Here is an 11,855-nt window from a genome sequence, read left to right on the forward strand (position 1 = left end):
ATTCGTATTATCTTAATCCACCGGCGCCTTGAATGCGTTCGCCAGTTATCCAGCCAGAATCATCGGATGCCAGGAATAAGGCGATCTTTGCGATGTCTTGTGGCTGACCGATACGTCCCAGTGGAGTTTGCGCGACGATATTTTTTTCCATATCGCTGCCAATCATACCCAAAGTTTTAGAGCCTTCAGTTTCAACTCCACCCGGGGCAATGTTATTCACGCGGATTTTTCTGCCCGCTAATTCACGCGCTAGTCCGATGGTCATCGTATCGACAGCGCCTTTGGTCGCTGCATAAATGGCTGTGCCTGGCATGGGACTTGTGCTGACTACGGAGCTTACGTTGATGATGCTGCCGCCGTCTTTGGTAAAGTACTTAACTGCTTCTTTGGTGGATAACAGGATTCCCAGAACGTTGGTGTTGAATTGGCGATGGAATTCTTCTTCGGTGACCTCTTCGATAGAAGTAAACTTATAAACACCGGCATTGTTGACCAGGACGTCTAATTTACCGAAGACCTTCTTTGTTTCTTCGAAAATTCTTTTTACATCGTCTGCGTTGGCAACGCTACCTTGAACAGCGATAGCTTTGCCATCATTGGCGATAATTTCTTTAACTACTTTATCTGCATCTTCTTTACTTGATGAGTAGTTCACTACTACTGAGGCACCATTTGCTGCATATTCTTTGGCAATTGCTGCTCCGATACCTTTAGATGCACCAGTCACAACTGCTACTTTACCATTTAACTTTTTCACTGTGGTCTCCATTGAATGCCGGTCTCCCGGGGTTTTATTGTTCGACACTTAGATAAATATCGAAATGAAATTTTCAATGTCAATGTGACGCTTAGATAATTATCTAATTATCGAAATAACCTTGTGACTACGCATAGATAGGCGAGTCGGCTGCCAGGATTCCCGGGGCTTTATAGAATATAAGTGCTATGAATTAGATCTTTGAAAGCTTATCTAAATAGGCGTGCAAAACATCGCGTTGAACAGAAAGGCGCATAAATTTACCCTCACGAGTAATTTCAACCAAACCGGCCGTTTCAAGTTCTTTAATATGATGGGAAAGAGTGGCAGCACTGATATCGTGCTCTTCTTGCAAAGCACTGCAGGCAAGTGAGCCGTCGTTTTTGCTTGAGCCAATCTGTTTTAAAATAAGATAACGACGAGGCTCTGCAAGAGCCTTTGCAATTTGTTCGAACTGTTTATCTGTTAAGCGAACTGTTTTCGTCGAGGACATACAGGCATTATACCTAACAGTGCCTATTATGTCCAGACGGTGAGGTTCTTGCGATTAATCGTTTAATCCCAAGCCCTTAAGAATTTTTGGGATGCATTTTTCAACTCTTGCGACGCGTGTTGCTTCCTGTTTTGCAGAAGCGATGTGCATCGTGTAAAGTCTTTGGCGGCCGGGAGTGAGTTTATCAAATGCGGCTTTAAGCCTTTTATTCTTATCCAATTGTTCCTGAAGTTCTGTTGGCATGGTCAGGGATTTGGGAGGGGACTTGGCAACCTTTGCGCCAGAGTTGTCGACTTTGATAGATTCTTTAATCAGCGCCTTCATTGCAGATTTAGCTTTTGAAACTTCACTAAATGACTTGAACTCAAGTCTTCTGCCTATCTGGGAATTTTCTCCCGGAGCTTTCAAAAGTTTCTTAGGATCTTTCACCATCACGCCATTAAAAAACAAAAGAGCACACATATTCTTGAAGGTTTGAATCATAATCAGATTCTTGCCCTTGTTCGTATAGCAGGGGAAGCGCCATTTAAAATCCTCTTCAAGGCCGGAGTCCAAACTAACTTCTCTCATGAGCTTTGCTTCGTTCGGCCAGATTTTTTCAGACTTGATAAACGCATCTACTTTGGGATTCTTTTTGCTCATGCCCAGCTCTTTCGTTAAGGATTTCTTAATAGATAAATTCTGAAATCTCTCGACCTGGATGACAATCCCAATTAGGTAAACTTGTCATTCGTACTGTTATATTTGTATGGAAGCAGATGAAACAGCGGAGGAACTCAGCGCCAAGGCTTTCGCTAAATCAGATTTTAGCTGCGCTAATTTTTCGGTCGCGTCTTTCTGGTCAAAGGCTCTTAATATGGCAGAGGGATGCCAGGAAACGATGATATTTTCTGCGAGCGCATTGTTCGTGATTACTTTTTCACGGTATTCATTGATCTTTACAAGTCTGCCCAAAATTGCTGTCGCAGCTGTAGTTCCTAAAGCAATAATGACACGTGGTTTGACGGCCGCGATCTCCGCCTCTAACCAAGGTTTGCAGGCATGCATGTCGGTACCACTTGGTTTTTTATGTATCCGGGCTTTTCCATCGTCACTCGGGGTCCATTTGAAATGCTTAACGGCATTTGTGATATAAATGGATTCGCGGCGAATTCCTAACTCTTGCAAAGCTTCGGATAATAATTTTCCTGCAGGGCCAACAAAGGCTTGTCCATTTAAGTCTTCGTCATTGCCGGGCTGTTCGCCGACGATCATAAAATCAGCCTCAGGATTACCTTCACCAAAAACTGTCTGCGTGGATTGTCCAGCCCAAGGACAAATCTTACACTTGCCTGCTAAGTCCTTCATTTCAGCAAGAGATTTATTTTTAGGAACGTCAGCACGCACTTGCGGGGCGGCTGCCATATTTTGCAAGCGCTGGGGAGCTTCGCGAACGAGCTCATGAATTAAAGCTGTCTCTGGCATACTTGACCAGTATTTCGGAGACATTTCTTGTTTCATCATTTTCAAATTCAATCGAGCAGGATTGAAAATCGACTTGTAGTATGTCTTCCACACTTCATCGAACTCATCTTCGATATTGAATTCGTGCTCGGTCATTCCGGCTCCGAACGTAAGCTCCTTCATATTCCAGTGAGCAGAAGCATCAGGTGAAAAGATCGACCAAGGCTTGTCGCCAAAGCGTCGGGCGAAAAAAGGTGTCCCTAATTCCATGATAAGATGTTCAGGTTTATGCCAGGCAACGTAGCCCTCTTGTCCATCGATATCGACTTTTTTAAAACGGACGAAGGCGTGCATCTTGTGAATATCTTTGCGAACAGACTTCACTAGATCCATCGCTTTTTTCACATCCGGATCAGTGATTATATTTAGCAAGTGAGGCGATTCGTGATTCAGACGGTAAACCAAGCGATAAAGTAAATTCCAGCGATCAGGCTCTCTAGCAGCCGCGATCAAAGGGCCCATTTCCAAAAAATCTTTTGGGATGACGGGCTTTTCTAATGGCTTTCTTTCCAACACGGAAAACAGAAATTCTGGAGCATCATTCCAGACGGCTTCGGCAGGTGCAACACCTTCAATCAGCTGCGAGCGTGCTTTTGCGCGCCACTCATCCCAATTCATAGATCACCCGAAGCTGCAGATAGCTTCACGTCAAACAAGGACATCTGTTTTTCTTCAGGCTTAATGCGCTCTTTTAAATCGTTCGCATCAATTAAAAAAGCATCGGGATTGTGATCCGTGGTTACAATAAAAAATCTTGCGCGCTTCAGGGGAATTCTGAGCTTGGCAATATCCATCAAAGAGATTTTCTTAAATGGTCGCATCTGCAAAATACGTTCAACATTTTTTACGCCGAACCCCGGAATACGCAGAAGCTCCTCGCGAGTCGCGGTATTGACATTGACTGGAAACGCATGGCGATTGCGAAGGGCCCAAGCCGTTTTAGGATCAATATCCAAAGGCAAGTTTGGTGCTTCGGCATTGGTAAGCTCCGACGCATCAAATTTATAAAAGCGCACCAACCAGTCCGCTTGATAAAGACGATTTTCACGAATTAACGAAGGTTCACCTCGCGGCAAGAAAGCATCCGCATGAGGAATTGGACTGTAGGCTGAGTAATAAACTCGTCGTAAAGAATATTTCTTATAAAGACTTTGCGATTGATCAAGAATAACTGAGTCCGTACTTTCCGTTGCCCCAACAATCATTTGGGTCGTTTGACCAGCGGGAGCAAAGCGGGGAGCCTTCGCGAATTTCTTTTTCTGATCTTCTTTCGCTTCCTCGACCCGTGTGGCGATTTGCTGCATGGACGTCGTTGCATCAGAAATTGTTTTCGCCGGAGCCAGTAAATTCAAATCGGCTTGGACGGGCATTTCAATATTTGCACTGACACGATCCGCCCACAGGCCAGCCTTTAAGATCAATTCTTCTGAAGCACCCGCGACGACTTTTAAGTGAATGTAGCCTTGAAATTTATGTTCCAAGCGCAATGACTTTGCGACTTGAATCAGTTGCTCCATCGTTTCATCTGAGCTTTTGATAATGCCAGAGCTTAGGAATAAGCCCTCGATATAATTTCTGCGGTAAAACTCTAATGTTAATTGCACGATTTCTTCAGGCATAAAGCGCGCACGTTTAACATCGGAAGAAACACGATTGATGCAATACTTGCAGTCAAAGATGCAGAAATTGGTCATCAGAATTTTTAGCAAACTGATACAGCGGCCATCGGGAGCGTAGCTGTGACAAATCCCCATGCCTTCAACATTGCCCATGCCACCATTTTCACGTTTGCGTTGGGAGCCGCTGCTTGAGCAAGATGCATCATACTTCGCTGCATCCGCCAGAATTGAGAGCTTTGACTTGAGATTATCCCATTGAATAGCCATAAACTTACATATAATTTACATATACATGTAAGTCAATAGCCGGAGGGCATAAGGGCCAGATTTTGCCGCGTAAAACTACCAAATCAGACCGATATTCGCATACCAAGTGTGAAGGTTGTTTTTAGATTCTTCGGTATCTTGGTAAATGTCTCGGTAAGAAACTCCATAAGTCAGAGTTCTTTTTGAAAACTCATTCGCGAAACGAACTCCCGCAAGGAACCCGCCGCCAGTTTTTAAATCCAAACCATCGTGATTAGTTGCCATTAACACAAGACCATCTGTGATGATCGAAGTTTTGAATTTTCCCGTGTTAACAACATTCCATCTAGCACCAAATTGCACCTGAGGAATATAAATTGCTTTAACTTCAGCACCAGTCAAAGTTGGTTCAACGAAAGGTGTTTGTTCATAGTTAATTAGGCCCGCCAATGTCACCAAAGGAACCGCTTCGTATTCCATTCCCAATGTGTATTTTGCAAGATACTGAGATTCGCCTTCGATTTCGCCAACGGATTCTTTTGGATGAATATCCATCTTCTCAACTGCAGCGCCGATGATAAGCTCGGCCTTATCGCTCAGGTGATAAGCGGCTTCCAGCTCAATTCCATAATCAAGATCAGAATCCAAAGAGATATCAGACGTGCCGTCATTCAACTTGCCATCCAAAGTGAACTTGGAAAGAGCCAGGGAAGTTTTAAAACCCCATTTAGAATGGTGCTTGGTTTCAACCTTTGCTTCCTCTTTTGGAGCAACAGGCTCTTCTTTTTTTGTTTCTTCCGGATGGTTGTAAGGAGTTTCTTCAGCCGTCGCCACAGTTGCTGCTGGAGTTGGAGAAGGAAGAGGAGCTACTTCAGATTTTGGAGCGATTGCTGCCGCAGCTACCGCGGGAGCAGGTGCGGGTGCAGGTTCTTCTTTTTCCTCTTGTTCAGCATTGGCAGTTGGCTTTTCCTGTGCAGCCTGAATGCCAGCGACAGTTTCCATGCGATTTAGTTTTGTATAGTTCTTAATCAGAACTTCATCCGCTTCCGCATTGGAAATCGTTGGAGCTTTTTTAATTACAAGTTCTTGCCCTTGTTTCAAAGTGTAGGGCTCTTTCAAAGAGTTCCACTGTGCAATGGCTTTCCATTGTTTTTCATTTCCGTATAGGTCACGGCTTACCATGTACAAGTGCGGAGCGCGACCGGTAACTGTGTAAACTGTTGTATCGCCTGTTGTACGAATCTCACGTTTATAACTTGAAGGAGTTTTGGAAGAAGATTTTTTAGAGGTTGTCGTTGCAACGGGTTTCACAGCGGATGCTTCTGGATGCTCGACAGCTTTATGCTCAACTTGCGCTGTTTTTTTTGCCGTAGGTGCTGCGACATCCGCTTTTAGTTTTACTTTGAAATCATCAGCCGGTGAGCTATGAGTTTCAACGGCGAAAGAGCTAGTGGTTGATAGAGAAAGAAGCAACGTCAACGTACTAAGATATACTGTGTTTTTCATGATTCCATTTTTACGAATTATCTCGAGAAAGTGGAGGACCAATCATGACATCGCAAAAGATCTGGGCCTAGGCTGAAGTAGGGCTCGCATGAATATTGTATTTACCCCAAACAATCACAAACGTCGCTAACACAAAATGAAAGATGATGGGGATTGTTCCGCCAAACCATCTTTCCTGGGGATACATGGACATGCGCAAAACATAACGAAAGATCATAGCGCCAAAATAGAAATAACCAAAGTTTCGCAAGAAAACACCCGTTTTAAGGTGAGGCTTTGAGAAACGGCCCACTTCACGAGAGATGTCTGAAGCGATTTTGGCGAATAATCCGGTAATTAAGATTTGTAATGGCAGTAGGTATTGGTAAGGCATGAGCCCTGAGTACCATTCCTTCATCGGCGGTAAGAATGCGGGGGCATACAAAACGACTATAAGTTGTCCTAGCACTCGACAAACAAATAATGCCAATAACACCCATAGTATTTTTGCAGTTCTTGATGAGCTCATCTTAAGTTCATTATCAAGGGCTTCGTCGGTATTAGTAAACGACGAAGTGCTGTAATACTACAATAAGTCGTGCTCCGTATTTCACAGAACGCTTGGTAAAGATATCGTTAATTACTATTTAAAATATAAACAAAATAAACTTCAATCACGAGGAGACGACGATGTCTGAACCACGCAGTGAAAGTGAAAATCCCGCCATTCCCTCGCCCAAAGCAAAAACATCTATGCGCCCACAATCCAATCGCGATTGGTGGCCGAATCAATTGGACTTATCCGTCTTAAATAAAAATTCTCCACAAATGAATCCGATGGATGATTCCTTCAGTTACAAAGAAGAATTTAAAAAATTAGATGTCGAAGCATTGAAACAGGACATTTTCAAATTAATGACAACATCTCAGGACTGGTGGCCTGCAGATTTCGGTCACTACGGTCCGTTATTTATTCGTATGAGCTGGCATGCTGCTGGAACATATCGTATCGAAGACGGCCGAGGTGGCGGTGGAGACGGTGCTCAGCGATTTGCCCCACTCAACAGCTGGCCGGATAATGCAAATCTAGACAAAGCCCGCCGCTTGTTATGGCCGATCAAAAAAAAGTATGGCCGGAAAGTTTCGTGGGCTGATCTCTTGGTGTTTGCAGGTAACTGTGCTTTGGAGTCCATGGGTTTTAAAACCTTTGGTTTTGCTTTCGGTCGTGAAGACGTATGGGAACCAGAAGAAGTTTTCTGGGGTCCGGAAGATACCTGGCTAGGCGATGAACGTTATAGTGGAGATCGTCAATTGGCGCGTGCTTTGGGTGCAGTGCAAATGGGTTTGATCTATGTGAATCCAGAGGGACCTAACGGCAAACCCGATCCGAAATCTTCTGCAAGAGACATTCGCGAAACGTTCGCACGCATGGCGATGAACGACGAGGAAACTGTTGCATTGATCGCGGGCGGCCACACGTTCGGAAAAACTCACGGAGCTGCTAAAGCTGACGAACATGTCGGTAAAGAACCCGAAGGCTGTCCCATGCATGCCCTGGGTCTTGGCTGGAAGAATTCATACAAATCAGGAAAAGGTGGAGACGCGATTACCAGTGGACTTGAGGGCGCCTGGACAAGTCAGCCAACTCAGTGGAGTCATGGATTTTTCGAGAACTTACATAAATTTGAATGGGAACTTACAAAGAGTCCCGCCGGAGCTCACCAGTGGAGACCAAAGGATGCAGCTGCAAAAGAGTTAGTGCCTGATGCCCACGATCCTTCGAAACGTCATCCTCCGACGATGCTGACATCTGATTTAGCTTTGTTAGCAGACCCAGTTTATGCAAAAATCTCAAAACATTACTTGGAGAATCCGAAAGAATTTGCCGATGCCTTTGCAAAAGCTTGGTATAAACTTTTACATCGCGATATGGGGCCAGTCACAAGATACTGGGGCCCTTGGGTGCCACCAGCCCAGCTTTGGCAAGATCCAGTGCCCGAAGCGGATTTCAAATTCATAGATTCAAATGATATCAAAACATTAAAAGAAAAAATCCTCGCTTCAGATATCAGTAACTCACGCTTGATCGCAACGGCCTGGTCAGCAGCGTCTTCGTTCCGCGGAACTGATATGCGTGGAGGAGCCAACGGGGCGCGCATTCGTTTGTCGCCTCAGAAGAACTGGGAAGTGAATGAACCATCAGAGCTAAGTAAGGCTTTGCAGGCACTTGAAAAAGTTCAAACAGAATTTAATAAATCTCTGACGGGTGGAAAGCAGGTTTCTTTGGCAGATGTGATTGTGTTGGGCGGATGTGCAGCGATTGAAAAAGCAGCTAAAGCCGCGGGCCATGATATCATCGTGCCATTTTCTCCGGGGCGCACGGATGCTTCGCAGGAACAGACGGATGCGCACTCGTTTGCGGTGCTAGAGCCACGGGCCGATGGCTTTCGCAACTATGTAAATACCAAAATTAAACTTTCAGCTGAAACATTGTTGTTAGATCGAGCGAATCTTTTAAATCTAACAGCCCCAGAAATGACGGTGTTAGTAGGTGGTTTAAGGGTGCTCGACGTGAATCATGAAAATTCCCCGCACGGAGTTTTCACGGAAAAGCCTGGAACTTTAACCAATGATTTCTTCACAAATCTTTTGGACATGGAAACTGAATGGGATGTTTCATCGAAACAAGGTTTGTACGAAGGAAAATCGAAAAAGACCGGGGCTAAAAAATGGACTGCCACCGCTGCTGACTTAGTGTTTGGATATCATTCCCAGCTTCGTGCGTTCTCCGAAGTCTATGCTTGTGATGACGGCAAAGACAAATTTGTTCGTGATTTCGTCAAAGCTTGGGATAAAGTGATGAATCTCGATCGTTACGATTTAAGGAACTAATGGCGGCATTTAAAAAGAACGAAAGCGTGCAATGGAAATACCTTGGCAGACCTATTCATGGAAAGGTTGAAGAGGTATTTCTGGAATCAGTTACGAAAACCATCAAGGGTAAGAAAATCACCCGCAACGGCTCGAAAGAGAAGCCGGCCTATCTGGTAAAATCAGAGGCCGGCAACATTGCGCTGAAGCTTGAAAGTGAACTTCAAAAAGACAAAAAGCCCTCTTCAAAAACTCCAAGAATGTTTGCAAAAGATTGATGGAGTCAGTCGCGAAGCATCCGTTTGAAGAAAAATTCACACGGAACGCCAGGAGGCCCGTTGCTGGAGCAAGAGCACGAGTGCTTAACGTAAATGCGCAGGATAGCTTTACTTTTTCTAAATAAATCCAGGTGAAACGCCACGTAATTTCAGCGTTATTCATGAGATCAATATAATCTTCGACGTCTTGAAAGAGACGAAATGCCCAAGGTATTATCGGTGCATGTCGAATTATTATACTGTGATTCTCTCAAATATACTCCTAACGTTATCGATGGTTTTCGCAAGTTCATCAGCGTTTGCTAAATCATGGAAATTCGAATGCACAAATCAATCTACCATTTCAATCACGCCGTCTTCGGGTGAATATCCCTTACAAGCAGTCTATAAATCCGCCAATGGCACGATGAAGCTCGTCGGCGATAAAGATTTCGAGCGCGACAACGAAGGGTTTCTAATCGACATCATTCGTTTGATTGATCCAGCAAACTTCAATTATCAGGTGGTTTTGGAATATACCGAAACCGTGGGCACGACGATCTGGGTTCAACAGGTCGATACCCAATCGAATCAGTCCGAAGATTTTCAGTGTAAGCTGGTATCTTTTCAGAAATAGTTAACATCCGTTCCTGGGCTTAAGAGCAGTCCTCTCGATTTCCCTTAAACAAAACTAATGCGTATGGCGAAATAAAGTAAATAAACTTTATGGGAGCCTCAGTGAAAACCGGCAGCGTTTTGCTTTTAGCATGTTCTATTTCCTCTTTGATTGGTTGTACACGTATCGAAACTGGTGAGGTGGGTGTTCGAATCGGATTCGACAAACAAATCAGTTCTGGCGAATTACTTCCGGGCTCTTTCAATCAAACCATCGTTGGTAGTGTTCTGACTTTCCCCGTGAAAGACGTCAGTGTTCGTGTTGAAGACATGACTCCGCTTGCAAAAGATAACAGCACCATGAAGGACTTTGATGCGATGGTCGTATACAGCATCAATCCTCAAGCGGTGAGTGAGCTTTATGTAAAGAAAAACAGATCTTTCCACGCCGAACACGACGGCGATATTTACCTGATGTACAACTATGTTCATCAGGCTGCAAGAAATGCGATCTATAAATCAGCCCGTAAATATGATGCCCTTGATATGAATGATAATCGTCAAGCCATTGAATCAGAGGTCAAAGATCTGATTATTCATACTTTAGCTGAAGAAAAACTGGATACTTCAATCACTGTGAGCCAAGTTTTGGTTCGTGTGATTTTACCAGCAGACTCTGTTGTTGCTTCAGCAAACGAACTGGTTCGTGCGAAAAATGAATACAAGCAAAAAGAAGTCGAAGTTCAAACCGCTAAAAAAGAGGCGGAGCGCATTGCTGCCCTGAACTCTAACAAGGGCGCTATCGAATATATGGCTGCCATGGCAAACATGAAAATCGCTGAGGCCATAGCAAACGGCAGAGTAAATACCATCGTTATTCCTTCAGACTTTAAGGGAATGGTTAATATCAAATAGGGGTTTTACATGAACACTAAAGTGACAGAGAGTCGTTGGGATCAGAGTGGAAAAATTCTATTCACGGCCCTTAAGGGAAGTGTCGACGAAAGTGACATTTCCGTTTGGAAGAATACTCTGTCCACGGCGGTTTCATTGATTCCCGAAAATACTGAATTTAAAGTGCTTTTGGATTTAAATGGGTTTGAACCAAGCTCCCTCAGCGCGCACAAAGCAATGAGAAACGTTATTCCAGAATTACTGGCGTCCCACGGACTTCGTCCTGCGTTCATTGATCTGTTTGATGAAAAGCCAGAAATGACGATAACTTGTGAGGAAGGCAAAATATGCACAGCTTTTGCGAATGTTCATCACGATGAAAATAAGATGGCCGATTATCGAAAAAGAATCGGTGGAGACCGCCAGCAGTTTTTTACCGACAAAGACGAAGCAGCTCAGTGGCTGAATCGCCTCACGTAAAATTCTTATTTAATATCAGTGCGTAAGGTTCCACATAATGGGCGCAGTGATTCGCGCTCTTCTTTCGTAAGAACATAAGGCTCCAAGGCCGGCGTGCCTTCTGACGTAAAGAACGGTGAAGGTGATCCTGCGCCCGTGAGTTTAGCTGTCAGCATGAATTTCACAACTCTTACCATGAATGGGAATGAAACTCTTTTTTGAGCTAGGGGTGGCAAGGGTCCGATTGCATATTGTGCCTGCATTCTTTCGCGAATCGGACCGAAGATCTCGTTCACTTTTTCTGCCGAACTGTTTTTTTCAAAAATACGCGCGGCCATGCCGATGTAAGGCATTTTTGGCGAGCTCATGGCATTTCCAATGGGAGTTTTGCAACAGTCAGCAAAGCAGCGGAACATTCCTGAACGGTAAAGGCGTACGGACTTCATTTTATCCCAGCCCTCATGAATTTTTAGATGGGAAGGCATCACGGGAATAATATCAGTCCCGCCGTTGGCATCTAAGGTGTCTGCCCGTTTTAGATAGTGGGCATAGGCCTGGCAGTCATCACAAAGACAAACAGCGCGGTATCCTTTAAGGTGTTTGGATTCAACACTGCCTTTAACTTTTCCGCAATCACATTCAAATGCCACCTGCAT

13 protein-coding genes are annotated in these 11,855 nt (G+C 44.4%); 5 read left to right on the plus strand and 8 right to left on the minus strand.

Annotated features, from left to right (window positions below; genetic code table 11):
- Positions 1-7: 7 nt before the first annotated feature.
- From ACLSU7_RS13160 to ACLSU7_RS13190, 7 genes are all read right to left on the minus strand, one after another.
- Positions 8-757 (minus strand): SDR family NAD(P)-dependent oxidoreductase, encoded by a 750-nt coding sequence (locus tag ACLSU7_RS13160; protein ID WP_413292348.1) that lies wholly within the window; start codon positions 755-757, stop codon positions 8-10.
- Positions 758-950: 193 nt separating this feature from the next.
- A complete protein-coding gene (locus ACLSU7_RS13165; protein WP_413292349.1) occupies positions 951-1,250 on the minus strand; it encodes an ArsR/SmtB family transcription factor in 300 nt (99 codons plus the stop codon).
- A 54-nt stretch (positions 1,251-1,304) separates the two neighbouring features.
- Positions 1,305-1,892, minus strand: coding sequence for a YdeI/OmpD-associated family protein (locus ACLSU7_RS13170; protein WP_413292350.1), 588 nt, complete (start codon positions 1,890-1,892; stop codon positions 1,305-1,307).
- A gap of 96 nt (positions 1,893-1,988) precedes the next feature.
- A complete protein-coding gene (locus ACLSU7_RS13175) occupies positions 1,989-3,371 on the minus strand; it encodes a UdgX family uracil-DNA binding protein (protein ID WP_413292351.1) in 1,383 nt (460 codons plus the stop codon).
- On the minus strand, positions 3,368-4,639 hold the full coding sequence (locus ACLSU7_RS13180; protein ID WP_413292352.1) for a putative DNA modification/repair radical SAM protein: 1,272 nt from the start codon (positions 4,637-4,639) through the stop codon (positions 3,368-3,370). The genes ACLSU7_RS13175 and ACLSU7_RS13180 overlap by 4 nt, the downstream gene beginning before the upstream one ends.
- A 75-nt stretch (positions 4,640-4,714) precedes the next feature.
- Positions 4,715-6,124 (minus strand): hypothetical protein, encoded by a 1,410-nt coding sequence (locus ACLSU7_RS13185; RefSeq protein ID WP_413292354.1) that lies wholly within the window; start codon positions 6,122-6,124, stop codon positions 4,715-4,717.
- 67 nt (positions 6,125-6,191) lie between these two features.
- Positions 6,192-6,521 carry a hypothetical protein gene (locus ACLSU7_RS13190; protein WP_413292355.1) on the minus strand — a complete coding sequence of 110 codons (330 nt, stop codon included), beginning with the start codon at positions 6,519-6,521 and terminating at the stop codon, positions 6,192-6,194.
- Between the two features lie 272 nt (positions 6,522-6,793).
- On the opposite strand from ACLSU7_RS13190, the gene katG reads away from it, so the two are divergent.
- From katG to ACLSU7_RS13215, 5 genes are all read left to right on the plus strand, one after another.
- Positions 6,794-8,995 (plus strand): catalase/peroxidase HPI, encoded by a 2,202-nt coding sequence (gene katG, locus ACLSU7_RS13195; protein WP_413292356.1) that lies wholly within the window; start codon positions 6,794-6,796, stop codon positions 8,993-8,995.
- Entirely contained in the window at positions 8,995-9,252 is a 258-nt protein-coding gene (locus ACLSU7_RS13200) for a DUF2945 domain-containing protein (protein WP_413292357.1), read from the plus strand. The genes katG and ACLSU7_RS13200 overlap by 1 nt, the downstream gene beginning before the upstream one ends.
- Before the next feature lie 223 nt (positions 9,253-9,475).
- Complete coding sequence (locus ACLSU7_RS13205; RefSeq protein WP_413292358.1) at positions 9,476-9,868, plus strand: hypothetical protein; 393 nt, start codon at positions 9,476-9,478, stop codon at positions 9,866-9,868.
- A gap of 101 nt (positions 9,869-9,969) precedes the next feature.
- A complete protein-coding gene (locus ACLSU7_RS13210) occupies positions 9,970-10,761 on the plus strand; it encodes an SPFH domain-containing protein (protein WP_413292359.1) in 792 nt (263 codons plus the stop codon).
- A gap of 9 nt (positions 10,762-10,770) precedes the next feature.
- Entirely contained in the window at positions 10,771-11,220 is a 450-nt protein-coding gene (locus ACLSU7_RS13215; RefSeq protein ID WP_413292360.1) for a hypothetical protein, read from the plus strand.
- Positions 11,221-11,225: 5 nt separating this feature from the next.
- Here the strand turns inward: ACLSU7_RS13215 and ACLSU7_RS13220 are convergent, their stop codons facing one another.
- Positions 11,226-11,855, minus strand: coding sequence for a DUF6151 family protein (locus ACLSU7_RS13220; protein ID WP_413292361.1), 630 nt, complete (start codon positions 11,853-11,855; stop codon positions 11,226-11,228).

The sequence above is a fragment of the Bdellovibrio sp. HCB185ZH genome, assembly GCF_047302455.1.
GTDB lineage: Bacteria > Bdellovibrionota > Bdellovibrionia > Bdellovibrionales > Bdellovibrionaceae > Bdellovibrio.